This is a genomic window from Limnohabitans sp. Rim8 (assembly GCF_945901735.1).
Lineage (GTDB): Bacteria > Pseudomonadota > Gammaproteobacteria > Burkholderiales > Burkholderiaceae_C > Limnohabitans_A.
In genome coordinates this window covers 28,341-54,254 of sequence record NZ_CAMDLM010000008.1, presented here as the reverse complement: position 1 = coordinate 54,254, position 25,914 = coordinate 28,341, and the positions used below count along the sequence as shown (strand labels likewise).

Below are 25,914 nucleotides of genomic sequence, written 5' to 3'. Positions count from 1 at the left end.
CCAGCTTCCCAATAGGCTGCTTTCAGTAGCCTTGGAACAAAAAATCCATCGCTGCTGTGATCTGGTCTTGGGCTTGGGCGAGCGAGGTCACGGGCGACTTTAGAACCCGCAGTGGGACCGCGCCCATTTTGGGTGTTTCCAACAGGTACTCTTCACCTTCGATGGTGAAAATGGGTGTCAGTTGAGTCGACAACTTCACCTTGGGGAAGTGCTCGAGGCTGCGCAAGGGAATCACCATCCTGCTGTCCAAGCCATTGAGCAGGTCGCTTTGCACATCCAACAGGTAGGGGGCTGTGCGTGCTTGGCTACCAGGGTTGGCGTAGACGTCAAAGCGTGCCATCAGAAACTTTTCCACTCATCCAGTGGCAGGCCGTCAGCCTCGATGGTGGCGTTGTACGCCGAAATGAAATCGGCATGATCCTCGCGCCATTTGCGCTCCTGTACGCGGCTCACCACTTCACGCAGGTGGCTGTCGCAGACCTGAGAAATGTTGATGGCCAGTTGCTTTGCGGCATCCAGCACATCGCTGCTCAGGGTCAGATTGATCGCTCGCTTACCGGATGCGCTGGTGCGCACGCGAGGAGCGATGGTGGGGCTGGGTTGCATAGCGATCTCCATGCGCATTGAAATGTGCGCATATCTTAACCCGCATGCTTTCCAGCCGCACGGGTGAAGACCTGTGGATAACTGACGTGTGAGAAAAGCCGAGAAGGGCGCGGTGTCTCAGGAAGTGCTGCAGGAAGTTCGCGTCAAGATCAAGGCACTGTTGAAGATTCGGTGATTTGGTGGAAACGGTTTGACTGGCTATACTTGTATAGCAACAGTTAAAAGGGAAAAACCATGCTAGCCATCCGCTTGCCCGAAAACATCGAAGTACGCTTGGCCCAATTGGCTCAAGAGACCGGGCTGACCAAGACCGCGCTGGTGCGCGAAGCGATCCTTGAACACATCGACGACCTGGAAGACTTCTTCCTGGCCGAGGCTCGCGCCCGCAAGAACCGCAAAACCATTTCGCTGGAAGATGTGGAGCGCGAGCTTGGCCTGGCAAATTGAATTCGATCCGGACGCTCTCAAGGACCTGCGCAAGCTCGACAAACCCATCCAAATCCGGTTAGTGGGTTTTCTGCGCACACGCGTTAGCTGCTTGTCCAACCCACGCGACATCGGCGAGGCCCTATCGGGTCAGCGCTTGGGCAGTTACTGGAAATACCGCGTGGGCGACTGGCGCATCATCTGTGACATCCAGGACCAGAAGATTCTGGTGCGTGTGCTGCGCATCGGTAACCGGCGTGAGGTCTACCGATAGGGTTTGATGGCGTAAAAAAGCATTTTACGCTTCACAAGTGAAGCGTAAATCCATAAAATACGCTTCATGTTGCTCTGGCAATCCCCGCAATGGCCTGAATTTCAGGTCGATCTGGCCGCGCTGCAACCAGCGCTGACGGCTGCGCGCTACGCGCAAGGGCGGGCCATGGGCTTGGCCAGCCATCTGCAATTGATGGAATTGGGCGACTTGCAACTGCAAGGCTGGGCCGATGAGGCCATCGCCACCGCGCAGATCGAGGGCGAAATTCTGCAAATCAACTCGGTGCGGGCCTCAGCCGCTCGGCGCTTGGGCCTGCAGGACGCCAAGTTGATGGAGCGCGATGCGCGCACTGAAGCCACGCTGGATCTGCTGCAAGCGGCCATTGAACAAAGCCATCAGCCTTTGACGCACGACATCCTGCATGGCTGGCAAGCCGCCTTGTTTCCCAATGGGCGCAGCAGTATTCAAAAAATCCGCACGGGAGCCTACCGCGACCATGCCGAACCCATGCAGATCGTCACGCCCCGTTTGGGCAAGTCCGACATCGTGCATTACCAAGCACCCGACTCGGCGGATATGCAGGCGCAGATGTCACGGCTCATTGACTGGTTCAACAGCAGCCATAACCAGACCGACGGCTTGGTGCGTGCGGCTTTGGCGCATGTGTGGCTGGAGGCCATTCACCCGTTTGAAGACGGCAATGGCCGAGTGGGACGGGCTCTGGTCGAGATGGCGCTGGCGCAAGACCTCAAAACCGACAAACGCCTGTGGAGCTTGTCGCAACAAATGTGGCTCGACAGGGCTGGCTATTACGCGCAACTGCAAGCGGCCACTGGGCAAGCCAATATGGACGTGACGCCTTGGGTGCAATGGTTTGTGGGCTGCGTGCACAAAGCCTTTGACGCGACCTGGGAACACATGCAAACGGCCCTGCGCAAAACGCGCCTCTGTAACGAGCTGCGCGAGCAACACCCACAACTCACGCCCACACAAACCAAGGCGATCAACAAGTTGTATGACTCAGGGCCTGATGGTTTTGTCAACGGCATCAGCACCGAGAAATACGTCAACCTGTGCCGCGTGTCACGCGCCACGGCCTACCGCGAACTCACCGTACTGTGTGAGATGGGGTTGTTGGTACAGACTGGGGCGGGGCGAGGGACGCGGTACAAGCTTGAGGATTTGTTGGCTGGCATCACCCGTGAGAATGCACATGGTGTGGTGGACTTTGGATGTCCCGTGGGGCGTGAAGAACTTTGATCTTTTCCATTTGCGGACGAAGATTTCTTCAAAGATTCATGGTTGCGAGTGCATTCGTGAGCAGACTCCCTCAATCACCCCAACTTCTTCATCAACAAAGCATTCACCTGCCCAGGATTGGCCTTGCCCTTGCTAGCCTTCATGATCGGGCCGACCAAGCCGTTCAGAGCTTTGGTGTTGCCTGCCTTGAACTCTTCGACGTTCTTGGGGTTGGCGGCCAAGACGTCGTCGATGATCTTTTCCAGCTCGCCGGTGTCGTTCATCTGCTTGAGGCCTTTGGCTTCGATGATGGCATCGATTTGTTTTAACGCGTTGAGCGCAAGAACACCTGCTGTCACCTCTTCCAACGTGTCGCCAATTACAAGTTCTGCGAGCTTGGGTTGCCATAAGTGGTCAAACACCTGGCGCGCCGCGTTGTTGCTGATGGTGTTGTCGCTGATGCGGCCGATCAGGGCGGCCAGTTGGGCCGGGCTCACGGGCGCTTGCTCGATGGCCATTTCGCTGGCGTTCAGGCGGCGTGAGACTTCGCCCATGATCCAGTTGCTGGCCAGTTTGGGCTGGCCGCAGGCTTTGGCTGCAGCTTCAAAGTAGGCGGCGACCGCTTTGCTTTGCGTCAGTTGGGTGGCGTCGTATTCGGGCAGCGCGTAGTCTTTGACGAAGCGCTCGGCCATCACGCGGGGCAGCTCGGCCATTTCGCTGCGAACGCGCTCGACCCAGTCGCGGCCAATCACCAGCGGGGGCAGGTCCGGGTCAGGAAAGTAGCGGTAGTCGGCGGCGTCTTCTTTGGTGCGCATGGCGCGGGTCTCGCCCGTGTCGGGGTCGAACAGCACGGTGGCTTGTTGGATCGCGTGGCCGTCTTCGATCTGGTCAATCTGCCAGCGCACTTCGTAGTCAATCGCCTGCTGCATGAACTTGAAGCTGTTCAGGTTCTTGATTTCGCGGCGGGTGCCCAGCTCGCCACCGGGTTTGCGCACCGACACGTTGGCGTCGCACCGGAAGCTGCCTTCTTGCATGTTGCCGTCACAAATGCCGATCCAGGTCACGATCTTGTGCAGCTCTTTGGCATAAGCCACGGCTTCGTCGCTGCTGCGCATGTCGGGTTGGGTCACGATTTCCAAGAGCGGTGTGCCAGCTCTGTTGAGGTCGATGCCGCTTTGACCAATGAAGTCTTCATGCAGCGATTTGCCCGCATCTTCTTCCAGGTGGGCGCGTTCCAGGCGCACGGTTTTGCGCACGGTCTCTTGGCCTTCTTCCAAAAAGAACGACACCTCACCGCCTTGCACCACCGGGATCTCGAACTGGCTGATTTGGTAGCCCTTGGGCAGGTCGGGGTAGAAGTAGTTTTTGCGCGCAAAAATGCTGCGCTCGGCGATGTGTGCGTTGATGGCCAGGCCGAACTCAATGGCGCGTTCGACAGCGCCGATGTTCATCACCGGCAGCGTGCCGGGCAGGGCCATGTCCACCGCGCAGGCTTGTGTGTTGGGCTCGGCACCAAAAGCCACCGAGGCGCGACTGAAAATCTTGCTCTTCGTAGAGAGTTGGGCGTGTGTCTCGAAGCCGATGACGACTTCGTAGCCTTGGACTAATTTGCTCATGTCAGATGCCCTCCGGCTTGCGCAGGTGCCAATCGGTCGCTTGTTGTAAGCGGTGTGCAGCGTTCAGCAACTGGGCTTCTTGAAAGTAGTTGCCGATCAACTGCATGCCCACGGGCATGCCATGGGCGCCAAAGCCTGCGGGCAGGCTCATGCCGGGCAAACCGGCCAGCGAGGCGGGCAGCGTGAAGATGTCGGCCAGATAGTCGGCCACCGGGTCGCCCGCGTTCTCGCCCAACTTCCAGGCCACCGATGGGGCCACCGGGCCAGCGATCACGTCGCATGATTTGAATGCGTTCTGGAAGTCGTCGGCGATCATGCGGCGGATTTTTTGCGCTTGCAGGTAGTAGGCGTCGTAATACCCATGCGAGAGCACATAGGCGCCGGTCATGATGCGGCGCTTGACCTCGTTGCCAAAGCCTTCGGCGCGGGTCTTTTTGTACATGTCCACCAGGTCGGTGTAGTCCTTGGCGCGGTGGCCGAACTTCACGCCGTCAAAGCGGCTCAGGTTGGAGCTGGCCTCGGCCGGGGCAATGATGTAGTACACCGGAATCGACAACTCGGTGCGCGGCAAGCTGATGGGCACCAGCTTGGCGCCGAGCTTTTCGTATTCGCTAAGGGCAGCGTCCAGCGCGGCGCGCACATCGGCGTGCAGGCCTTCGCCAAAAAACTCTTTCGGCACGCCAATGCGCAAGCCTTCGATTGAACCGTTCAGCGATGCGGTGAAGTCTTCGGCGGGCACGTCCAACGAGGTGGAGTCGCGGTCCAGATCTGGGCCGCACATGGCGCTGAGCAACAGCGCGCAGTCTTTGGCCGTGCGCGCCATGGGGCCGCCTTGGTCGAGGCTGGAGGCGTAGGCGATCATGCCGTAGCGGCTGGCGCGGCCATAGGTGGGCTTGATGCCGGTGATACCGCAAAAGCTGGCAGGCTGGCGGATCGAGCCGCCTGTGTCGGTGCCAGTTGCTGCGGGTGTCAGACGTGCCGCCACAGCGGCGGCGCTGCCGCCCGACGAGCCGCCGGGCACGCGGGCCGTGTCCCAGGGGTTGGTCACTTTGCCAAAAGCCGAGTTTTCGTTGGCCGAGCCCATGGCGAATTCGTCGCAGTTGAGCTTGCCCAGTGTGACCATGCCCGCGCCGCCCAGTGCGGATGCACCCAGCTTTTGCACCAATGTGGCGTCAAACGGCGAGCGGTAGCCGGTCAGGATTTTGGAGCCCGCGGTGGTGGCGAAGTCGCGGGTTACAAACACGTCTTTGTGGCCTACAGGCACGCCTTCGAGTGGGCCTGCGGTGCCAGCGGCCAGGCGAGCGTCGCTGGCTTGCGCTTGGGCCAGCGTCACTTCGCTGTCGATGTCCAGAAACGCGTTGTGCGGGTTGCCACCCAGTCGGGCCAAAAAGCCGGTGGCCACTTCCACGGCGCTCACCTGTTTGGTTTTGAGGGCCTGGGCCAGTTCGGCCACGGTCATGTCATGCAGAGAATTCATCGCGCGGCTCACTCGATCACCTTGGGCACCAAAAACAGCCCGCGCTCGACGGCGGGGGCGCTCTTCTGGTTCAGGTCGCGTTGGTTGGGTTCGCTGGCCACGTCAGGGCGCAGGCGCAGCGTGATGTCCTGGATGGCGGCTACGGGGTGGGCCATCGGCTCGATGCCGGTGGTGTCCACGGCCTGCATGGCCTGGACGATGCCGAAAAAGCCGTTGATTTGAGTGAGCATGCGATCACTTTCTTCGGGCTGAAGTTCCAGCCGAGCCAAGTTGGCGATGCGGGCGATATCCTGTGGGGTCAGCGACATGGTTTGAAAAGGGGATGTAAAGGTCGATTTTTCCAGACCTGACTGCGCTCGCGCACGCGCGATGCGGCAGGGGATCGGGTATTATCCCGTGTTTGCTGAAGGGCTAGGAACGCCCTGAAAACCAGCCCTTTTTGACCCACACGATTTGACCGTTGTGCTGTTCGCCACTGGTTTTTCCGGTGTTTGCGGGCTCATGAGCACCCAAGGATTTCCGATGTTTTCTTCTTTTCGCCGTTATTTTTCCAGTGACCTGGCCATTGACTTGGGCACTGCCAACACCCTGATTTTTGTGCGCGACAAAGGCATCGTGCTGGACGAACCCTCGGTGGTGGCCATTCGTCACGAAGGTGGCCCCCAAGGTAAAAAAACATTGCAAGCTGTTGGCCACGAAGCCAAGGCCATGCTGGGCAAGGTGCCCGGCAACATCGAAGCCATCCGCCCCATGAAGGACGGCGTGATCGCTGACTTCACGGTGACCGAGCAGATGCTCAAGCAGTTCATCCGCATGGTGCACCCCCGCAGCACTTTCCGCCCCAGCCCCCGCATCATCATTTGCGTTCCTTGCGGCTCGACCCAGGTCGAGCGCCGGGCGATTCGTGAATCGGCTTTGGGCGCAGGCGCCTCCGAGGTGTATTTGATCGAAGAACCCATGGCCGCGGCCATCGGCGCGGGCCTGCCCGTGTCCGAAGCTTCGGGCTCCATGGTGGTGGACATCGGCGGCGGCACGACCGAAGTCGGTGTGATCTCGCTGGGCGGCATGGTCTACAAAGGCAGCGTGCGTGTGGGCGGCGACAAGTTCGACGAGGCCATCATCAGCTACATCCGCCGCAACTACGGCATGCTGATTGGCGAGCCCACAGCCGAATCCATCAAGAAAAAAATTGGTTCAGCCTTCCCCGGCAGTGAAGTCAAGGAGATGGAAGTCAAGGGCCGCAACCTGTCCGAAGGCGTGCCACGCAGCTTCACCATCAGCTCCAACGAAATCCTAGAAGCGCTGACCGACCCGCTCAACCAGATCGTCTCCGCTGTCAAAACCGCGCTTGAGCACACGCCGCCCGAGTTGGGTGCCGACATCGCCGAGCGCGGCATGATGCTCACGGGCGGTGGCGCTTTGCTGCGTGACCTGGACCGTTTGCTGGCCGAAGAAACCGGTTTGCCGGTGCTGGTGGCCGAAGACCCGCTGACCTGTGTAGCCCGTGGCTGCGGCATGGCGCTGGAACGCATGGACCAGCTGGGCAGCATTTTCACCAGCGAATAAGAACAGGACGGTTGCAGTCTGGCTGCAACCCAACTTTTCCAACCCACCACCATCCGGTGCAATTGAACCATGGCCCTGGATACGCTAGAACGCAGTGCCCCCCCGATCTTCCGGCAGGGCTTGTCCACCACGTCCAAGACCTTGCTGTTGGGGTTGCTGGCGGTGTTGTTGATGGCGGCCGACCATCGTTTGCAAATTTCCCTACCTATCCGTTCGGCTGTGGCCTTGGTGCTGTCCCCTTTGCAGTGGGTGTCATTGCAGCCAGTGCATGCGGTCAACGCCCTGACGCTTTACTTTGGCAATCTGGAAGAGGCGCAAGATGCGGCCTTGAGCTTTCAGACCCGTACCATCGCACAGGCCCAACGTCTGCAGCAAGTGGAGCAACTCAGTCAGGAAAATGCCCATTTGCGGCAATTGCTCGATTTGCGTTTGCAAGTGGCAGGCCCGGCCAAGGCGGTGCAGGTGCTCTACGACATCTCTGACCCCTACACACAACGTATGGTGGTGGACCGTGGCCTGATGGCGGGCATTGTCCCAGGCTCGGCGGTCATCGATACGGCCGGGGTGGTGGGTCAGGTCACCCGCGTTTACCCCTTGGTCAGCGAAGTCACGCTGCTGACCGATCGGGCTCAGAGCATCCCGGTCATGAACGCCCGAACGGGCAGTCGCCATGTGGCCAATGGCGATCCTCAAGCCCTGGGGGGCTCGCTTGACTTGAAGTTTGTGCCAGCAGGTGCAGACATGCAAAAAGGCGATCTGCTGACCACCAGTGGCATCGATGGTGTGTACCCTGCAGGCTTGCATGTCGGGCGCATTGCCCGGATTGATCGCCGAGTGGACTCGTCGTTTGCCCGTGTCCACGCCGAACCGATGGCCACTGAGCGTGGTCGTCATTTGCTGGTTTTGCAGCCGGTCAAGGACTGGCCAGAAGCGCCAAAGCCAGAGTCAACCAAAGCACCCAAGGCCAAGGCCGCAGCCCCCGCCCCCGTCATGCCCGCCGTCGGAGCCAAGCCATGATCATGCCCGCAGGGCGTCCCCTGCTGTTGCCCGCCAACCCCAGGTTCATTGTCATGAGCTTTGTCCTGGCCTTGTTGTTGCACATGTGGTTGGGCCTTTTGGGCTGGTACTGGCTGCCCGATGTGCTGGCCATTGTGTTGGTCTTCTGGACCGTGCACCAACCGCGCCGAGTGGGTTTGGTGCTGGCCTTTTTGCTGGGCTTGGCGCTGGATGTTCACGAGTCCGCCTTGTTGGGCCAAAACGCGCTGTCTTATGTGGTGCTTTGTGGAATGGCCACAGTGGCGCAGCGGCGGATGCACTGGTTTCCTTTGCGCGAGCAGGCGTTACAAATTTTGCCGCTCTTTGTGGTGGCTGCCCTTGTGGAGTGGCTCACGCGGCTGATCGTGCAGGACGCTTGGCCCAGCTGGAGTCAGTTGCCGGGACCGTTGCTTCAAGCGGCCTTGTGGCCCTTGGTGGGCGCCTTGTTGCTGGCACCCCAACGTCGCGCTTTTGAGCGCGACGACATCCGTCCGCTGTGAGCATGTCCCTGAACCTGCCCTCATTGGCTGAGCTGCGCGACACACGCGCCGAAATTCACCGCTTTCAAGACCGTGTGCTTGTCGTGCAGTGGGTGGTGTTGTGCTGCTTTTTGCTGCTGGCCAGCCGGTTGGCCTATTTGCAAGTGGTTCGCCACGAGGATCTGTTGGCGCAAGCCGAGAACAACCGCACAGCGATCTTGCCGACGGTGCCGCCGCGCGGAACGATTTTGGACCGCAACGGCGTGGTGCTGGCGAGCAATTATTCAGCGTACACACTGGAGATCACACCTTCGAAGGTTAAGGACCTGGAGGCCACGATCAACGAATTGGCCGAGTTGGTGGACATCCAGAGCAAGGACCGTCGCCGTTTCAAGCGCCTGAGGGAGGAATCCAAGAGCTTTGACTCGCTGCCCATTCGCAATCGTTTGACCGATGAAGAGGTGGCCCGCTTCAGTGCGCAAAGTTACCGATTCCCCGGTGTGGAGATCAAGGCCCGATTGTTCCGTCAGTACCCCTATGGCGAGTTGGCCAGTCACGTGATTGGTTACATCGGGCGCATCAACCAGCGTGACAAGGAACGGCTGGAAGAGGATGAGGATTTGGCGGCCAATTACCGGGGCACCGAATACATTGGCAAGCTGGGTGTGGAGCAGCGCTACGAGCGTGAGCTCCATGGCATCACGGGCGTCAACCAAGTGGAAACCTCCGCCGGGGGGCGAGCCACGCGCAGCCTCTCCAGTCGCCCAGCCATACCGGGCCAAAACGTGGTCTTGTCCATCGACATTCAACTGCAAAAAATGGTGGAAGATTTGTTCGGCAATCGGCGCGGCGCCCTGGTCGCGTTGGACCCCAACAACGGCGAGGTGCTCGCTTTTGTGAGCAAGCCCACCTTTGACCCCAACTTGTTTGTGGACGGCATCGATGTCGAAAATTGGCAAATGCTCAACGAGTCGATCGACAAGCCACTGCTCAACCGGGCACTGCGCGGCACCTACCCGCCAGGCTCGACCTACAAGCCTTTCATGGCCATAGCCGCTTTGTCCACGGGTAGGCGCAGTGCCAGCACCGTCATCAACGACGCAGGCTCTTGGACGTATGGCGGCCACACTTTCCGCAGCCACGGCGATGCCGGGCTTGGGCCAGTGGACATGGTGCGGTCCATTGTGTTGTCGAGCAACGTGTATTACTACTCGCTGGCCAATGACATGGGGGTGGATTTGATCCACGACTTCATGAAGCCATTGGGTTTTGGCCAGAGCACCGGCATCGACTTGCCTGGCGAAGTGCGCGGCATCTTGCCCAGCACGGAATGGAAGCGCAATTATTACAAGCGGCCCGAGCAAAAAAAGTGGTACGGCGGCGAGACCATCTCGTTGGGCATCGGTCAGGGTTACAACACCTTCACCATGCTGCAACTGGCCTCGGCCACAGCCACGCTGGCCCACGGCGGCCTGCAGTTCAAGCCACGGGTGGTCACGGCCACGCAGGATGCCTTGACCCACGCACAGGTGGAGGTGACTGCGCAGCAAGCCCTGAGTTTGGGCTACAAGCCCGAGCATGTGGATGTGGTGCACAAAGGCTTGGTGGGGGTGGTCACCTCGGGCACCTCGGCGCGGGTGTTTGCCGGGGCGGCTTACACCAGCGCCGGAAAAACCGGCACAGCGCAGGCGGTGACCATCGGCCAAAAGGAAAAGTACAACGCCGCCAATTTGTCCGAATACCAGCGTGACCATGCTTTGTACATGGCCTATGCCCCGGCCGACAAGCCGCAAATTGCGTTGGCGGTGGTGGTGGAGAACGCGGGTTTTGGCGCGGCTTCGGCGGCCCCTATCGCCAGGCGTGTGTTTGACTATTGGCTGCTCGGCCAATACCCCAGCGAAGAAGACATGGCGGCCACCCAAAAAGGCCAGTCTGCCAGCCCGATAGGCAAGCCTCGGGCCAAATCCCAAGTGCCTTTGATGGCCCCCAAAACCTTGTCTGCTGGCAAGGCCGAAAAACCCTGATGCGGGGTGATCAGCAGGCGTCAACATTGGCCAGATCGGCCAAGCCTGGTGAAGGCATATCCGTCAGTCAGCCGCTGGGGCAGCGGGAACAACCCGACACCCGCTAATGCATCAGCCTGAATACCGGTGTTGTTCAGGCCTGTGTAGGGTCTGTGGCCATCGCGTCAAATTTTTTGAAGTAATGTTTGGCCAGTGCCACCAGCTGGCCGTCTGAAGGGTGGTCACTGGCGATGCTGTCGACGATGGCTGCGGCAGTGCTTTTTTGGTGGGCTGCGCACCAGTCACGGAATTCGTTGCGCGCCAGGCCGGGTCCTGTCACCAGCACTTCGTGGGTGCCTGTGAGGGCTTTGGCCACATCGGCATAAAAGGCCGCCGTGTCACCGGCCTTGCCTTGGTGTTTGTGGTGGCTGCGCGAATGGATGCGCTTGGCTTCAATGTGCTCACGGTCAAACATGACCACATGGGCTTCTTGGTGGTCCATCCAGACCACGGCGTGAAAAGTAAGCATCAAAATCCTTGGTTAAAAAATCAACGGCGCTGCTCGGCCACAGTTTGGCAATCGATGCAGCGTTTGGCGGTCGGGTAAGCGTTCAGGCGTGCAGGTGGAATGGTCACGCCGCAGTCGGTGCACTGGCCATAGGTGCCCGCATCCATGCGTTCCAATGCGGCTTCGATGTCGCCCAGTTCAGCGGTTTCGTGTTCGTTCATGGCGAACTCGTCATTGCGTTCGGAAATGGCCTGCGCCCGGTCATCCAAACTGCGGACATCGTGTTCTGCGGCCATGTCAGCGCGCGAGACCAAGCCGCCGCGCTGCTCGGCGATGCGCTGCAACAGTTGCGCGCGCTCTTGCAAAAGGCGCTCGCGGTAGAGGGAGGGGGTGTGGGATGAAGTCATGGCTTCATCCTAGGCGCCTGTGGCGACGCGGTATTGATGTGGGTCAACCCCTGTTGCCGCAGGGCAGCAGCCATGGGCAGGGGTTGATGCGCCTCAAGCGCACAGACTCAGCTTTTGGCTTTCATGCGTGACATCATCAATTCCATGTTGGCTTTGCGGTCAGCATTGACTTTTTGCATGTGGGGACGCTCGCCCATCATCTTGAGGTACTCACGCGCTGGCAATTCGGCCAAAAAGTCTTTGCCGTAAACCAGCTTGGTGGCACCCGAAATCAGGGGCAGGTGCGTGACGGCTGCGCAGTCGGCCAGCGTCAGGCTGTCGCCTGCGATGAAGGGCGAGAACTTGGTCAGTTGGGCAAACGCGGCGACGTTCTTTTCCAGTTGCGCGGCGGTTTTTTCTTTCACCGAGTCGCTCACCTTGCCGCCGAAAAACGCTTCGGGATACAGGTTGCGCGCGACCAGCTCCAGATGCAGGTCTAAAAACAGCGCCAATTCGCGCACCTTGGCGGCGGCAAACGGGTCGGCTGGGATCAAGGGGTTTTGCGGGTACTTTTGCTCGATGTATTCCAGCATCACGGCCGACTCGCACATCGCGCCATCGGGTGTCTTGAGGTATGGCACTTTGCCCAAAGGGCTGGCGGCAGCGTCGGTGGCACCCACCCACGCCAGCTCTTCTTCAAAAGGCACGCCTTTTTCGAGCAAGGCCAATTTGACTTTGTTGTGGTAATTGCTGGCCGCAAAGCCGCAGAGTGTGAGCATGGATAACTCCGGTTGGGTTTGAAAAACCACAGATTAGCCGAAGCTGCAGCACCTGTGCGTCACCAAGATGCCTGTGAGCCGGGGTTCAAGACCTTGCCCCAAAAACATCACCTCAGTCGGAGCCCTTGTGTGGGGGTGCCCGAGCCTTCGGTGCCATAATTCCCTTCATGTTCAGCCTGCAATCCCTGCGCAATGCCCACCGCCTCACCCGCTTCGTGCTGGTGTGGTTTGCATTGTTTGTGGGGGCGGCGGTGGCTTCGCCGCTGGTCAAGCCGCAAGCCGTGCACCTGGTTTGCAGCGCCATTGGCGGCGTGAAACTGGTGCAATTGGACGCTGCAGGTGCCAATCTGGATGCGGCGGTGGCACACACCGCGCTGGACTGCCCCGCCTGCCTGCCCCTGATCGCGCACCCTGCGGCCGACGTGTTGGCGCCCTTGCCAACAGGCAACTTGTTCCACGTCTTGCAGCCCCTGCCCGCGGCGCGGCTGGCCAGTTTGCTGGGCCAACCCTGGCAAGCGCGCGCACCCCCCTTCTTTTTCGCCTGAAACACCGCCCCCTGAAACGTTGGGGGCTGGGTCGGTTTCGGCGTCTCCTGTGCCTTTGCACCCCACCCTATGGGGTTTGCTGCGAGCACTGTCTGTGCCTCTCCATCTGTTCGATAACCACCAGGAGTGATCCATGTCCCGTTCCGCTTTGTCTGTGTCTGCCCTTTTTCTGGCCATGACCGTGTCTTTGGCTGCCCACGCCCAGGTCACTGTGAAAGACGCCTGGGTGCGCGCCACCGTGCCCCAGCAAAAGGCCACCGGTGCCTTCATGCAGTTGCAATCGGCGCAAGACGCGAAATTGGTCTCGGCCCAGTCGCCTGTGGCGGGTGTGGTCGAGGTGCATGAGATGAGCATGGACGGCGGCGTCATGAAAATGCGCGCCGTGCCCAGCCTGGACTTGCCTGCAGGCAAAGCGGTGGACCTCAAGCCCGGTGGTTACCACGTCATGCTGATGGACCTGAAAGCCCCAGTCAAAGACGGTGACACCGTGCCCGTGACGCTGGTGGTGGAAGGCAAAGACGGCAAGCGTCAGTCGGTGGAACTGAAAGTGCCCGCCCGCACGGCTGCTGCACCGGCCATGAAGCATGGCGAAGGCCACAAGCACAAACACTGATCGCCCTTTCACGGCTTGATGACCGACTGATCAGCCCATGACCTGGACTTCTGCACACCTGCATCGTCTGGCCCGCCTTGTGCTGGTCTGGTATGTGCTGTTTGTGGGTGTGTCGGTTTTGGCTTCAACGCTGCAGCCCAAAACCATGGACGTGGTGTGCTCCAGCATGGGCCTCATGAAGGTGCTGGTGCACGGCGAGGGCGGTGACGCCCAGGTGCGCGCCAGCATGGACTGCCCGCTGTGCGCCCACGCCATGCCCGCTTTGCCGCCGCCCACGGTGGCCGATCTGGCCCATGTGCCCGATGCCCGCTCGCACACCGTGCAGCGTCTGCCCGAGGCCGTACTGACCGCACGCACGGCCCCGCCTTTGCCCTCTCGCGGGCCGCCTGTTTCGAATTGATCTTGGTTGAACCGGACTGAACACCGCCAGGTGTTCAGCGCTTGTTGTCACTGCGGCCCTGTGTGCTGGTCGTGACCGATCCATTTGAAACTTGCCATGAAAAATACCCTCTCTCTTTCGCCTTTGTCTTTGGCCGTGTACGGCCTGTTCTGCAGCCTGAGTGGCCACGCTGTGGCCCAAACTGCACCCGTGCTGGACACCATCGTGGTTTCGGGCTCGCGCTCCGAAACCAAACTGTCTGAAACCCCTGTGTCGATTGGCGCGGTCAGCCGCGCCCAGTGGGACGCCGACAAGCCCAAGTCGGTGGGCGAGATCATCAACCGCATTCCCGGTGTGCACTGGAACGATCTGGGCAACGAGCAGCACAGCATGGCGATTCGCCAGCCCATCAGCACCAATGCGGTGTACCAGTACCTGGAAGACGGCATCCCGATTCGTCCCCTTGGTGTGTTCAACCACAACGCGCTCAATGAGACCAACATGAATGGCTCAAGTGGCGTGGAAGTGGTCAAGGGCGCTGCATCGTCCCTGTACGGCAGCAACGCTGTGGGTGGCGCGGTCAACTTCCTGACGCAACGACCTTCACGCACGCCCACAGGCTATGTGGGCATCCGGCACGACAACCCCGATGAGTTCACCCGAATCGATTCGGGAGCCAGCAACACCTGGGGTGATCTGGGCTTGCGTTTCTCACACTACAGCTCGAAACGCGACACCCACAACTGGCAGCAGTACAGCGGTGGCAAAAAGGACTCGTTCACCCTGCGTGGCGACTACAACCTGAGCGACAAATCTTGGCTGCGCGCTTCGCTGGTGCACACCAACTTGGACTCGGACACGCCCGGCAGTTTGTTTGAAAACGACTTCCGAACCAACCCCGGCAAAAGCATCAACACCTTCACTTGGCGCAAAGACAAAACGACCCGCGCCAACCTGGCGTGGGAGGGTGAGACCACCCAAGGCGGCTTGACCTCGGTGACGCTGTTCGCGCGGAACAACGACCATGGCCAGTTGCCCAACTACACCATCTCGGGTTGCGTGGGCGCCACCTGCAAAGGGACCTTGAACAACAACCACGTTGAATCGCTGGGTGTGGACGTGAAGCACGAGCAAAAATTGGACTGGCTGCGTGCCCGCCTGGTCACGGGTGTTTACATTGACCGCAGCCAAAACGACTATGTGTCGGACAACCTGGCCATCGTGCGCGATGTGCCCACCGGCCGTTACATGAGCTACACCTTGAACAGCGTGGCCAACCCCAGTGGTGTGCGCAACTACGGCGCGGGTATTGCCAACGATGCCGCGTTTGCGCAATTGGAATTCAGCCCCACCGAGCAAATTCGTGTCGTGGCCGGTGGACGCTATGACAGCATCCGCTACGACTTCAAAAACAACCTGACCCCGGGTGCCAACTTCGGCGCTGCCAACGAAGTGCGCAGTTTTGCCAAATTCAGCCCCAAGCTGGGCGCTACCTACGCGATCAGCCCCAGCAGCAGCCTGTACAGCAACCTGAGCATGGGCTTCACACCGCCCGAAGTCAGCCAGCTGTACGGTAAGACCGCCATTCCCGAATTGAATTCGGCCACTTACGACAACGTGGAAGTGGGCTGGCGCGCTTTGCTCGCCTCGGGCATCCGTTTGGATTCGGCGCTGTACCAACTCAGTGGCAAGGACACCATCGTGTCTTACACCTCGGACATTGGCAACAGCTTCAACAAGAACGCAGGCAACACGCGCAGCCGGGGCTTGGAGTTGAGCCTGAACCAGGATCTGCGTGGATGGGGCGGGGAGTGGGACTGGCGCGTCGGTGCGACCTGGGCTGAGCATACTTTTGTGTCTTACCGTGTGAGCGACAAAGCGGGTGCCATCGAAGACTATTCGGACAAAGACATGCCGCAGGCCCCCAACCACACCATCACGGCCCAAGTCGGCTGGAAATTCACACCAACTTCGCGCGTGGCTTTGGGGCTGGTCAAGCAAGGCAGCTACTGGATGAACAACGCCAACACGGTGCGTTACGCGGGTCACACGCTGCTCAACCTGACGGCCAGCCACCAGTTGGGCGATGGCTGGGAGGTCTGGGGTCAAGTGCGCAACCTAACCGACAAGCTGTATTCGGACAACGCGTCCAGCAACTACAAAAGCGGCGCTTACACACCCAACACGCAAAACACCTATGCCGCAGGTGCGCCGCGCAGCGTGATGGTGGGCTTGAACAAGTCCTTTGGCCAACGCTGACAGGTGCCCAGGCTTGCGGTGCAGCGTTGAACGTGACCAAGTCGTCGCAAGCCTTTTTTGCAAACTGCCCTCTTTTGTGAGAACCCCATGAACATCTTGAACCGTTGGTGCGCCTTGTCGATTTTGGCCGTGGCCAGCTTGTGCGCCTTGCCACCCGCCGGGGCACAAGACCCGGTCAAAGACACCGCCAAGCCCATCAAGCCTGCAGCGTCTGCGCCACACGCCCGCCATCAGCGACCCCAACTGGCCACGGGCGCAGCCATTGCCCCCGATGGCCGCTTGTGGGCGGTGGGCCTGAATGCACAATCGCAACTTTTTGTGCAAAGCACACCCTTGGACGGGGCTTTGCAGTGGAGTGAAGCGCGCATTTTGAGCACTGGCGCTGACCCGATTGCGGCCGATGGCGAGAGTCGCCCAAAAATAGTGTTTGGCCCCCAGGGCTGGGCGGTCATCAGCTACACCATGCCGCTGGCCAAACCCTACACGGGCTTCATTCGCATGCTGCGCAGCAGCGATGGCGGGCAAACTTTCAGTGCCCCTTTCACCGTGCACCAGGACCGGCAGGAAATCACCCACCGTTTTGAATCGGTGGCCTTTGATGCGCAAGGGGTGTTGCACACGCTGTGGGTGGACAAGCGCGACCAGCCGCCGAAAGGCTCGGCGCAAAAGTACGCCGGTGCCGCCATTTACCGCAACGAGTCCAAGGACGGTGGTCAGACTTTTGGCCCCGACACCAAAGTGGCCGACCACTCGTGTGAGTGCTGCCGCATCGGGCTGGCTCGCAACCCGCAGGGCCAACTGCAAGCGACCTGGCGGCATGTGTTCGACAGCAGCACGCGAGACCATGCTTTTGCCAGCGTAGGTGCCCCGGCAAATCGCATCACGCGCAGCACACATGACGACTGGCAGATCAACGCCTGTCCGCACCACGGTCCCGGTTTGGCACTCAACGCAGCCACTTCGGGTTACCACACCGTCTGGTTTGGCATCCGCAAAGTGAATGGGCAAGACCAGGCCGCCGTGCGTTATGCCCGGCTGAATGCGCAAGGCGAGCCCTTGCCCGAGACCCTGCGCGTGTTGCCCGATGCGCGGGCCGAGCACGCCGATGTGATGGCCGATGGCCAAAACGTGGCCGTGGTCTGGCGCAGCAGCGAAGGGGCGCAGACCACACTCAAAGCCTGGCTGTCGACCGATGGCGGTCAGAACTTCACCCTCAAAACCTTGGGCCAAGCCACGGGTTACAACGACCACCCGCGCCTGGCCCAAAGTGGCGCGCGCATGGTGGTGGTCTGGCGCAACACACAGGAGACACAAGTTCATGACATCCGTTTTTAAAACCACTGCGCTGGCCATCTGCACTGCCGCGCTCGGCCTGAGTGCCTTGGCGGCTTGGGCGCAAGCACCGCATCACGCACACCACCACGCACACCCCCAGGGGCAAGCCAAGGCTGCTGCCCCTGCCCAGCGCACGGTGCTGCCTTTCGATGAAACCAGCTGGGCGCATGCCTTGCAACACGGTCCGCGCCCTGCGGCCTATTTGTTCACCACCTCGTATTGCAGCACCTGCCCTGCCGCATTTGAGGTGCTGCACAAGGCGGTGCAACAGCGCAAAGACAAGCCTGAGCTGAATGCCGTCATGATGGATGTCACGGGTCCGCCGGCCTTGCGCCATGCAGCGCATTTCAAGGGCATGACCCGGATGTATGCCTTTGACGGGTTTGAGCCTGCCATCCGCCAAGCGGTCGATCCGGCTTGGCCCAACGTCACCCCCTATGTGGTGTTGGTGGATGCCAAAGGTCAGACCCAACGGGTGATCGGCCCGCCGACGCCAGTGATGCTCAAGCGCTGGTTGTCACCGGCTTGAAGTCCTCTGGCATGATCGAAGGATGACCTTCTCGAGCCATTCCTCTGCGGCCTACCAAAGTTTTGTAGCCGAACCCTACACCCCCAATATCGGGGCCACGCTCCATGGTTTGGACTTGTCGAAGCCTTTGAGCGAGTTGGCTCAAACTGAGCTGAGAGCGGCCTTGGCCCAGTACGAGGTGATCTTTTTTCGGGACCAAACACTCAGCCCTGAACAGCAGGTGGTGTTCACTCGCACCTTTGGCCAGGTCAATGAGGTCAAGGCCTTTTTCCCCCGCGTGGAAAGCCAACCCGAGATAGAGGTTGTGGAAAGCACCAGCGACCGTCCCGGTGCCTCCAACAACTGGCACGCCGACATCACTTGGCAGGCCAATCCACCCACGGGCACCAGCTTGTATGCGCAGGTCATTCCGGCCAGCGGTGGCGACACCGTCTGGGCGAGCATGACCACCGCCTACGAAGGCTTGCCCAAAGACTTCCAAGCCTATCTGGAAACGCTCAGCGCCATGCACACCTGGGAGGTCACCGGCTGGACCGAGTACCTGCTGCGCCAAGACGCCAGCGGCGAACAACTGCAAGCCGCTCGCGCCAAATACCCGCCCGTCACGCACCCCGTGGTGCGCGTGCACCCCGTCACTGGCAAAAAGATTTTGTACGTCAACCCCACCTTCACCACCCACATCCATGGTTTGCCGCGCGCGCAAAGTGATGCACTTTTGGCCCAGCTGTTTGCGTTGATCACCGCGCCCGAAGTGCAGGCGCGGTGGCGCTGGCAGCCTGATACGCTGGCCGTGTGGGACAACCGTTCAACCCAGCACTACGCTGTGGCCGATTTTTATCCGCAGCATCGAAAACTGCACCGGGTCACGTTCACGGTCGATCAGGCGTTTTGAATCTGAAGACCTCATGGGCTAGATCGGCTCGCTCAAGCAGTGGGCCAATCTCAACCTGTTCACCATCGAGCAAGCATTCGGTGGCCGGGAAAAAGCCGACAAAGCCCACTTTGCTGATAGCGGCAGCTTTGACCAGATTGACACCAAGAAGTGATGTGCGTTAAGGCTTGCGCAGGGCGTCTGTTGTTGACGCAATCTCGCCATATTTTTGTCACTGCACAGACTTGTCCATGTTGGAAGCTTGATCTCGGCATTTGCCGATCAACTCTCAAGCAAGGGGTACCGCATGACGAACGACATTCAAAACGAAGCCGAACACGAACACGACGAACTCTTGGACGATGAATTTGTCAGTGTTTCTCAGTGCCACGCTTTGGCGGCGCAGCATTTTCTGGAAGCGGCCAAGCAGCACGGTTTGGCAGCCGAAGCCTACGACGCTGGCAACTTGTACGAAACCCATCGCCGTGGTTACTTGGCTTACCGCAACCAATTGTTGGCCACCCAGTACGCTGAAATGGCGGCGATCGACGAGGACGATGAAGAGTTTGAAGACGAGAGCTCAGAAGCCGACGGTCAGTGATGGCCCCTGAGCCGAGGGCCGATGCGTCGGCCTTTCGGCTCAATAACTCAGCCAGAGCCAGTGTGTGTCCCCGCACCAGCTGGCTTTTTTCTTGGCTTTCGTGCAAAGGAAGATCGACTAAAACCCGTGATTCACTTTGTCCGGGACTTGTGTGAAGGCGGGTGGCATCCCCACCCATGGGGCATAAAAACCGTCATGGTCTATTGGCGCTGGCGGGGCCAGTTGCCCAAGTAAAACTTCCCATCCCGCTTGCGCGCTGTCGATCAGGGGCAGGGTGCAGTGGGCTTGCAGCAATCGGGCATAACCGGCCAAGCCTGCGCCGCCCAAAATGCTGCTGGCCATCCCTTGAGAGACTGGTCTTGTCATGCATGCTGGATTGTCGGGCCGCTCTTGGCAAGCGTTGCAGATCTGCGCATTGAAGATCGATGCATGGGGCGCGCCGAAAAATCGGAAGAACAACATCACAGCGATGGCCCCGTGTCGCCGCATCAAGTGTTTGATGGAGGGTGCCATACGCAACATCAACGACACCCTGAGCCACCACTTTGCTGCCCACGCCGCAGCCGTGGCGGACAAGCAAGGAGAGCCAACAAGAACGAGCAGCCAGCAGGCGAAATCATCCTGTACCGGCGTGGCAACGCGCTCGCCATGGAGGTGATCGCCCAACTCACTGACGGTGGCAAACACTTCATGGGCTTGCTCTATTTTGCGGGCAGCCAAACCACCAAGACCAAAATGGGCCATGCCAAGAATGACCCCGATGCGAAAGAACTCAAGCGGCTGAACACGCGGGTATTGGCCTCGTTGGATGCGGCGAAATTACGAGCCCAGAAGCATGAGCCGACGTACATGAAGGATTGGCTGGCACACCTGGAGCACAGGACCGCAGCCATGGGCGACAAAACCTTGCAAGGCGCAAGCAAAGTCAGTCACCAATAAGCACTGGACCACGCCGAAGCGGCGTATGCGAAATTCCTGGTCCAACTGGCCGTGCGGCACAAATGGCTGCCTTGGCTGTTGGCGTCGGCCATAGAGTTGCGCGCGCTGTTATCGCTGTGCCAACAATGCGGCGGCCCTGGCATGAGACGACTCGGTCAGGTACTTCAAAGCACCACCAATTGGCCTTCCAAACGCAGGTGCTCGACAAAGTTGGCCAACGTCAAGTTGTTGGTGACGGCGTTGACGGTGTGGGGGATGAATTGACCATTGACCTGTAACTGGTCATTGGTCGTGAACGTGATGTTGTCAAATAACAAATTGGCGGTGGGCGTGAAAGCAGTGCCACCGTCGTGGTCGATCTGCAGCACCAGTTTGTTGTCGGCATTTTTGATGGCCCTGAAAAACTTGGCCTCGTCGACTTGGGCATACCCATTGAGTAACTGGCTCAGGTTCAGCAGGTCGGCTTCGGCACTGCCTTGTAAAGTGCCACTGCCTTTTTTGAATCCGAAGTCTCTCAAAGTTTGGGTAGACCCACCCGGCCCTGTGTCGCCAAAATCAGGCCACACAAACTGGTCTGCACCCCCCAGACCCGACAGGGTGTCATTGCCCTTGCTGCCCAAAAAGTAGTCCACTCGACCGGCACCGCCGGACAAGGTTTCTACAGCATCGGTCGAAGTGATCAATTGCCCGAAGGGCTGATCGGTGAAAGTGGGCAAGGCCTTGCCACTGGCCCCTGTGAAGGGGTTGCTGCTGGGTGCGGTGTAACTGACCAGCAAGGCGCCGGGGTCATCGATGGTGCCGCTCAAAGTCAAGATCAGCTTGGTGCTGTCGGTGCTGTCGCGGCTGATGCCGGTGATGGTTTGCGTGACCGTGCCGGCCTTGACGGTGAAAGCGCTGACGGCAGGCAAGGTGCCCGTGCCCGTGGGATCGTTGAATTGCACCACCACCGTGTCCAGGAGATTGGTTTTTGAGCCTAATTGAATCTGCGAAACCGCCATGACCGCGTTGTTGTTGACCGCCTGACCCGTCACGCCACTGCCCAAAGCGGCAGCATCGTTGCCACTGCTGTCTTGCACTGCGGCATTGTTGACGCCGATGTTGGCGGTGGGGGGGGTGTAAAAGACGCTGACGGTGTCGGCCGGTTGGATGACACTGGCCAAATTCAATTGCACCTGCTGACCTGAAATGGTCACGTTGTTGACGGTGATGGGGCTGCCATTGCGCTGAACCACAAAAGCGCTGGCAGCCACGGGTGTACCGCCGCTGCCGGGGACCAACAAGGCCTCGTTGTAATTGAGCAAAACTTGCAAGCCATTGGCACTGGTCGTGGCGGTGCCCAAGATCGGGCTTGTCGAGTCCAAGCTGCGTGTGAAGCTGGCGCTGTCGTTGCCCAAGGTGTCTTGCAGCGCGCGGTTCAAGGGCGTGTCATCCGAGGTGGGGGCGGCATAGGCCAGGCTGATGGCTTGGCCGCTTTGCACGGCGGTGGCAAAACTCAAGCTCAGTGTTCTGCCCGACACGGTGAAACTGGTGGGTTTCAGCACCGCGCCGCCATTGGCCGTCAGGCTCCAGTTGTCGACGATGGCTCCCAGGGGCGCCAAATCTTCGTTGAAAGTCAATTCCAGAGTGCGGTCGCTGGTGAAGCGGCTGGACACAAACGTCGGGGCCACCGCGTCGACGGTGGTGACGTTGCTGTTCAAGCTGGCCACAGCATTGCCCGCCCAGTCTTTGAGCACATTGCCAGTGCTGGGTGGGGTGTAAATGACCTGCAAGCTGGCCGAGCTGTCGGTCACCGTGCTGGCCAAACTCAGCTCCAAAACGGTGCCCACCAGTTTGAGGCCATTCACTGCCACCGAGCGGGTGGTGCCCCCACTGGTCACGTTGATCAGAAAAGCCGTGGCCACGGGTAACTGGCTGGGATCGAGCTCTTCGCTGAAGGTGAGTCGGATCACGCTGACTTGGCGCTCGTTGGCGCTCCCTGAGCTCAGCGTGGGCGCTGTGTTGTCCACCGAGTGGGTGACGGAGATGCCGCCCACCGAGCCAATCGGCGCGGCGAGGTTGCCGGCCGTGTCTTGCACCGCTTTGCTGGTATCGCTGGGTCGTGTGTAGCTCAGGTTGATGGCCGGGCTGGCCGTGGTGATTTTGCTGCCCAGGGTCAAACGCACCGAGTCGCCCAGCACCTCTTGGGCCGTGATGGACTGCACGACACCGGCCACACTGACTTGGAAGTTGGCCGCATCGAGCACGGTGCTGCTTTTGAGGGCCTCAGAAAAGCGCAAGACAATGATCGAGGTGTTCGCATTGCTGATGGCCTTGCTGCTGAGCAATGAGGGGGCCACAAGATCGGTCACGCTGACCGCCTGACCCGTCACGCCACTGCCCAAAGCGGCAGCATCGTTGCCACTGCTGTCTTGCACCGCCGCATTGCCCACACCCACGTTGGCGGTGGGGGGGGTGTAGAAGACGCTGACGGTGTCTGTCGGCTGGATGGCGCTGGCCAAATTCAATTGCACTTGCTGACCTGAAATGGTGACGCTGTTGACGGTGATGCTGCTGCCATTGCCGCGCTTGACCACAAATGCGCTGGCAGCCACGGCTGGCACCACCGGTGTGCCGCTGCTGTTGGGGACCAGCAAGGCCTCGTTGTAATTGAGCAAGACTTGCAAGCCATTGGCACTGGCCGTGGCCGAGGTCAGACTCGGGCCTGTCGAGTCCAAATCGCGCGTGAAACTGGCGCTGTCGTTGCCCGAGGTGTCTTGCAGCGCGCGGTTCAAGGGCGTGTCATCCGAGGTGGGGGCGGCATAGGCCAGGCTGATGGCTTGTCCGCTTTGCACAGCGGTGGCAAAACCCAAGCTCAGTGTTCTGCCCGACACGGTGAAACTGGTGGGTTTCAGCACCGCGCCGCCATTGGCCGTCAGGCTCCAGTTGTCGACGATGGCCCCCACGAGCTGCGGCGCCAAATCTTCGTTGAAGGTCAACTCCAGAGCGCGGTCGCTGGTGAAGCGGCTGGACACAAGCACCGGGGCCACCGCGTCGACGGTGGTGATGTTGCTGGTCAAGCTGGCCACAGGATTGCCCGCCCAGTCTTTGAGCACATTGCCAGTGCTGGGTGGGGTGTAAATGACCTGCAAGCCGGCCGAGCTGTCGGTCACCGTGCTGGCCAAACTCAGCTCCAAAACGGTGCCCACCAGTTTGAGGCCATTGACTGACACCGAGCGGGTGGTGCCCCCACTGGCCACGTTGATCAGAAAAGCCGTGGCCACGGGCAAATGGCTGGGATCGAGCTCTTCGCTGAAGGTGAGTCGGATCACGCTGACTTGGCGGGTGATGGCGCTCCCTGAGCTCAGCGTGGGCGCTGTAGTGTCCACCGCGTGGCTGACCGTGATGCCGCCCCCCGGTCCAATGAGCGCGGCGAGGTTGCCGGCCGTGTCTTGCACCGCTTGGCTGGCATTGCCGGGCGGTGTGTAACTCAGGTTGATGGCCGGGCTGGCCGTGGTGATTTTGCTGCCCAGGGTCAAACGCACCGAGTCGCCCAGCACCTCTTGGGCCGTGATGGACTGCACGACACCGGCCACACTGACTTTGAAGTTGGCCGCATCGAGCACGGTGCTGCTTTTGAGGGCCTCGGAAAAGCGCAAGACAATGATCGAGGTGTTGGCGTTGGTGATGGCTTGGCTGCTGAGCAAGGTAGGCAGCACCAGGTCGGTCACGCTGACGGCTTGGTCGCGAAAGGTGTTGGCGGTGTTGCCAGCCAAGTCTTTGATTTGGCTTCCATCACTCAGACTGACAGTGACGGAGCCAGCACCGTTGACAGGTGTCCCCAAGGTCAGCAACACCGTGCTTTGGTTGGTGCCACGGGCCACCGTGCTGACGGGTGTGCTTACACCATCGACCAGGACTTGAAATGCGCCGGCGGCTGGCAAAGCGGTGCTCAAGTTTTCGTTGAAGCTCAACAACAGCTGGTTTCCCGCAGCGTTGTTGATCTCGGCGCTTCGCAAAATGGGAACTTGGGTGTCTGCGGGCACGGGCTGAGGTGTGGTTGCGGGCGCAGATTTGGATTGCAAGGCCAACAAAGCCAAGGCTCCGCCGCTCAGGACGGCTCCGGTGGGTGCAATGCCAAACCAAGCGGCGACGGCCGAGCCGCTGTGCTCTGTCATCGGCTTTTGCAGGAAGGATGACCAGCGCTGGCCTGGTTCTCCAGCCGGGGCACTGGTGACCGTGTTGGATGCCGCATCGCTGGCCTTCAAGGCTTCGGCTGGGGGCTCGGCCGAGTCCCCAGGCTGCATGCTGGGGGTGGCTTGCGCCAACTTGTAGTCGGTGCTTAGTTCTGCGCTTGGTTGCGGCAGGGCGGGCTCCTGGGCCAGTTCTGTCGGGTCAGAAAGATCGTCAGGATTGTCCTGGTGGCTGTCTTTTTTGTGAGGGCGGGGCGTTTTGTGCACACTGCCTGGGCTGGTCGCAGCCGCTGCAGGCTCTGGGCGAGCCCAAGACGAACCCAGCGCACTGCTGCGCGGCAACGGCATGGCGTTCTGTTCGAGCGAAGAAGCCAAAGAGGCCGGGGCTTGTGAGGAGGGTGAATGGGGTGCAGTCATGCCATGGGTCTCATTGAATCTGGTATGCCCAGTGCAGGGGAACGAGGGTGCTGGGGTTCACCGCACCACCATCGGCGGCTGTGAATGCGGTGTTGGGAACAGAGGCCAGCAATTCCGCCCAGCTGCCTTCGCCATGGATGAAGCGGCCAAACACCGTGTAACCATCGCGCTCCGTTTTGCTGTTGAAGCCCGGGTTGGCGGTGGTGTTTACAAAAAATCCCGCCGTTGCCGAGTCTGCAAGATCACCTCTGGCCATCGCGAGGGTGTACTGGTCGTTTTTCAGCCCAGTGCGCAGGGTAGATTCCAGAGGGATCCGGGTCAGCGTGGCGGGCTTGTCCACATAGGTGCTGCCGTTGTGGGTAAAACCACCACCCTGGACCACGTTCACGCTGCCCTTGAGGAAGCGGTGAAACACCGTTTGGTCGTAAAAGCCCTGGTTCACATAGCGCAGAAAATTCGCGGTGCTGATGGGGGCTTTGACCGGCTCGAACAAGACCACCGACTCGCGCAAGGCCCCGGTGCCTGTGGCCGTCAACATGCACACGGCAGGCAGTGTGGTTGAAAGTTTGCTCAATGCGGCGTAGGCGTCTGTGCTGCAAGTTCTGCCCGGGACGCTCAGTCTGGCGTGGCGGCGCACCGTGTTGTTCGCCAAAAGCCAAGCGGTGAGCACCACGCGCTGCGTGTTGGATGCGTTGGTGATCACATGGTCTTGCACCAATCCCAAAGCCTTGGGGTCGGTGAAGCAAGGGTCTGTGGCCGCTGGGGTGATGGCGTCTTGGCGTACGCAGATCGGCCCGGTCGAGGTGCCCAGGCCGCTCAAGGTCAAGCGCACATTGTTGGCCGCCAGCAGGCGTGCAGACATG

General features: G+C 60.1%; 27 protein-coding genes and 1 pseudogene. 17 read left to right on the top strand and 11 right to left on the bottom strand.

Features of this window, described 5'->3' with window-relative positions:
• Positions 1–22 precede the first annotated feature (22 nt).
• Positions 23–340 (bottom strand): CcdB family protein, encoded by a 318-nt coding sequence (locus Q0O99_RS05750; protein WP_293749468.1) that lies wholly within the window; start codon positions 338–340, stop codon positions 23–25.
• The gene (locus Q0O99_RS05745) at positions 340–606 is read right to left on the bottom strand and encodes a type II toxin-antitoxin system CcdA family antitoxin (protein WP_293749466.1); all 267 of its coding nucleotides are present in this window, start codon (positions 604–606) and stop codon (positions 340–342) included. Before Q0O99_RS05745 ends, Q0O99_RS05750 begins: the two co-directional genes overlap by 1 nt.
• Positions 607–840: 234 nt before the next feature.
• Between Q0O99_RS05745 and Q0O99_RS05740 the strand changes: the two genes are divergently transcribed.
• The 3 genes from Q0O99_RS05740 to Q0O99_RS05730 all read left to right on the top strand — a co-directional run bounded on the left by Q0O99_RS05740 (position 841) and on the right by Q0O99_RS05730 (position 2,566).
• Positions 841–1,053, top strand: a complete 213-nt coding sequence (locus Q0O99_RS05740) for a DUF6290 family protein (RefSeq protein ID WP_293749465.1) — start codon at positions 841–843, stop codon at positions 1,051–1,053.
• Positions 1,037–1,306, top strand: coding sequence for a type II toxin-antitoxin system RelE/ParE family toxin (locus Q0O99_RS05735; RefSeq protein ID WP_293749463.1), 270 nt, complete (start codon positions 1,037–1,039; stop codon positions 1,304–1,306). Before Q0O99_RS05740 ends, Q0O99_RS05735 begins: the two co-directional genes overlap by 17 nt.
• A 66-nt stretch (positions 1,307–1,372) precedes the next feature.
• Complete coding sequence (locus Q0O99_RS05730; RefSeq protein ID WP_293749461.1) at positions 1,373–2,566, top strand: DUF4172 domain-containing protein; 1,194 nt, start codon at positions 1,373–1,375, stop codon at positions 2,564–2,566.
• A 74-nt stretch (positions 2,567–2,640) separates the two neighbouring features.
• On the opposite strand, the gene gatB is transcribed toward Q0O99_RS05730, so the two are convergent.
• The 3 genes from gatB to gatC are packed head-to-tail and all read right to left on the bottom strand — an operon-like array spanning position 2,641 to position 5,946.
• Positions 2,641–4,161, bottom strand: a complete 1,521-nt coding sequence (gene gatB, locus Q0O99_RS05725; protein WP_293749459.1) for an Asp-tRNA(Asn)/Glu-tRNA(Gln) amidotransferase subunit GatB — start codon at positions 4,159–4,161, stop codon at positions 2,641–2,643.
• 1 nt (position 4,162) lies between these two features.
• Positions 4,163–5,638, bottom strand: a complete 1,476-nt coding sequence (gene gatA, locus Q0O99_RS05720) for an Asp-tRNA(Asn)/Glu-tRNA(Gln) amidotransferase subunit GatA (protein ID WP_293749457.1) — start codon at positions 5,636–5,638, stop codon at positions 4,163–4,165.
• A gap of 8 nt (positions 5,639–5,646) precedes the next feature.
• A complete protein-coding gene (gene gatC / locus Q0O99_RS05715; RefSeq protein WP_293749455.1) occupies positions 5,647–5,946 on the bottom strand; it encodes an Asp-tRNA(Asn)/Glu-tRNA(Gln) amidotransferase subunit GatC in 300 nt (99 codons plus the stop codon).
• A gap of 214 nt (positions 5,947–6,160) precedes the next feature.
• Here gatC and Q0O99_RS05710 point away from each other — a divergent pair, with 214 nt between their 5' ends.
• From Q0O99_RS05710 to mrdA, 4 genes are all read left to right on the top strand, one after another.
• Positions 6,161–7,204 carry a rod shape-determining protein gene (locus tag Q0O99_RS05710; RefSeq protein ID WP_293749453.1) on the top strand — a complete coding sequence of 348 codons (1,044 nt, stop codon included), beginning with the start codon at positions 6,161–6,163 and terminating at the stop codon, positions 7,202–7,204.
• A 69-nt stretch (positions 7,205–7,273) separates the two neighbouring features.
• The gene (gene mreC / locus Q0O99_RS05705) at positions 7,274–8,221 is read left to right on the top strand and encodes a rod shape-determining protein MreC (RefSeq protein WP_293749451.1); all 948 of its coding nucleotides are present in this window, start codon (positions 7,274–7,276) and stop codon (positions 8,219–8,221) included.
• Complete coding sequence (gene mreD / locus Q0O99_RS05700) at positions 8,218–8,739, top strand: rod shape-determining protein MreD (RefSeq protein WP_293749449.1); 522 nt, start codon at positions 8,218–8,220, stop codon at positions 8,737–8,739. The genes mreC and mreD overlap by 4 nt, the downstream gene beginning before the upstream one ends.
• 2 nt (positions 8,740–8,741) lie before the next feature.
• Positions 8,742–10,742 (top strand): penicillin-binding protein 2, encoded by a 2,001-nt coding sequence (mrdA, locus tag Q0O99_RS05695; protein ID WP_293749447.1) that lies wholly within the window; start codon positions 8,742–8,744, stop codon positions 10,740–10,742.
• Between the two features lie 133 nt (positions 10,743–10,875).
• On the opposite strand, the gene Q0O99_RS05690 is transcribed toward mrdA, so the two are convergent.
• The 3 genes from Q0O99_RS05690 to Q0O99_RS05680 form a co-directional block, all read right to left on the bottom strand.
• Positions 10,876–11,250: a hypothetical protein gene (locus Q0O99_RS05690; protein ID WP_293749445.1), complete on the bottom strand. Its 375-nt coding sequence runs from the start codon at positions 11,248–11,250 to the stop codon at positions 10,876–10,878.
• A 20-nt stretch (positions 11,251–11,270) separates the two neighbouring features.
• Positions 11,271–11,636, bottom strand: a complete 366-nt coding sequence (locus Q0O99_RS05685) for a TraR/DksA C4-type zinc finger protein (RefSeq protein ID WP_293749443.1) — start codon at positions 11,634–11,636, stop codon at positions 11,271–11,273.
• Positions 11,637–11,743: 107 nt separating this feature from the next.
• Positions 11,744–12,394, bottom strand: coding sequence for a glutathione S-transferase (locus tag Q0O99_RS05680; protein ID WP_293749442.1), 651 nt, complete (start codon positions 12,392–12,394; stop codon positions 11,744–11,746).
• 167 nt (positions 12,395–12,561) lie between these two features.
• On the opposite strand from Q0O99_RS05680, the gene Q0O99_RS05675 reads away from it, so the two are divergent.
• The 9 genes and pseudogenes from Q0O99_RS05675 to Q0O99_RS05635 all read left to right on the top strand — a co-directional run bounded on the left by Q0O99_RS05675 (position 12,562) and on the right by Q0O99_RS05635 (position 19,526).
• The gene (locus tag Q0O99_RS05675; RefSeq protein ID WP_367185210.1) at positions 12,562–12,939 is read left to right on the top strand and encodes a DUF2946 domain-containing protein; all 378 of its coding nucleotides are present in this window, start codon (positions 12,562–12,564) and stop codon (positions 12,937–12,939) included.
• Between the two features lie 133 nt (positions 12,940–13,072).
• Complete coding sequence (locus Q0O99_RS05670; RefSeq protein ID WP_293749440.1) at positions 13,073–13,552, top strand: copper chaperone PCu(A)C; 480 nt, start codon at positions 13,073–13,075, stop codon at positions 13,550–13,552.
• Positions 13,553–13,589: 37 nt separating this feature from the next.
• Positions 13,590–13,952 carry a DUF2946 family protein gene (locus Q0O99_RS05665; RefSeq protein WP_293749438.1) on the top strand — a complete coding sequence of 121 codons (363 nt, stop codon included), beginning with the start codon at positions 13,590–13,592 and terminating at the stop codon, positions 13,950–13,952.
• Between the two features lie 96 nt (positions 13,953–14,048).
• On the top strand, positions 14,049–16,190 hold the full coding sequence (locus tag Q0O99_RS05660) for a TonB-dependent receptor (protein WP_293749437.1): 2,142 nt from the start codon (positions 14,049–14,051) through the stop codon (positions 16,188–16,190).
• A gap of 87 nt (positions 16,191–16,277) precedes the next feature.
• On the top strand, positions 16,278–17,525 hold the full coding sequence (locus tag Q0O99_RS05655; RefSeq protein WP_293749435.1) for a hypothetical protein: 1,248 nt from the start codon (positions 16,278–16,280) through the stop codon (positions 17,523–17,525).
• Entirely contained in the window at positions 17,509–18,054 is a 546-nt protein-coding gene (locus Q0O99_RS05650) for a hypothetical protein (protein ID WP_293749433.1), read from the top strand. The genes Q0O99_RS05655 and Q0O99_RS05650 overlap by 17 nt, the downstream gene beginning before the upstream one ends.
• A 22-nt stretch (positions 18,055–18,076) precedes the next feature.
• Positions 18,077–18,946 carry a TauD/TfdA family dioxygenase gene (locus Q0O99_RS05645; RefSeq protein WP_293749432.1) on the top strand — a complete coding sequence of 290 codons (870 nt, stop codon included), beginning with the start codon at positions 18,077–18,079 and terminating at the stop codon, positions 18,944–18,946.
• 34 nt (positions 18,947–18,980) lie between these two features.
• A pseudogene (locus Q0O99_RS05640) lies at positions 18,981–19,100 on the top strand (sulfate transporter subunit); the annotation flags it as partial.
• Positions 19,101–19,232: 132 nt separating this feature from the next.
• On the top strand, positions 19,233–19,526 hold the full coding sequence (locus Q0O99_RS05635; RefSeq protein ID WP_293749430.1) for a hypothetical protein: 294 nt from the start codon (positions 19,233–19,235) through the stop codon (positions 19,524–19,526).
• Positions 19,527–19,643: 117 nt separating this feature from the next.
• Here Q0O99_RS05635 and Q0O99_RS05630 read toward each other — a convergent pair whose 3' ends face one another.
• Positions 19,644–19,892: a hypothetical protein gene (locus tag Q0O99_RS05630; protein WP_293749428.1), complete on the bottom strand. Its 249-nt coding sequence runs from the start codon at positions 19,890–19,892 to the stop codon at positions 19,644–19,646.
• Between the two features lie 63 nt (positions 19,893–19,955).
• Between Q0O99_RS05630 and rhuM the strand changes: the two genes are divergently transcribed.
• Positions 19,956–20,465 carry a RhuM family protein gene (gene rhuM / locus Q0O99_RS05625; protein ID WP_293749427.1) on the top strand — a complete coding sequence of 170 codons (510 nt, stop codon included), beginning with the start codon at positions 19,956–19,958 and terminating at the stop codon, positions 20,463–20,465.
• Positions 20,466–20,629: 164 nt separating this feature from the next.
• Here rhuM and Q0O99_RS05620 read toward each other — a convergent pair whose 3' ends face one another.
• Positions 20,630–25,051, bottom strand: coding sequence for a SwmB domain-containing protein (locus tag Q0O99_RS05620; RefSeq protein WP_293749425.1), 4,422 nt, complete (start codon positions 25,049–25,051; stop codon positions 20,630–20,632).
• 10 nt (positions 25,052–25,061) lie between these two features.
• Entirely contained in the window at positions 25,062–25,913 is an 852-nt protein-coding gene (locus Q0O99_RS05615) for a peptidylprolyl isomerase (protein WP_293749423.1), read from the bottom strand.
• Position 25,914: the final 1 nt, after the last annotated feature.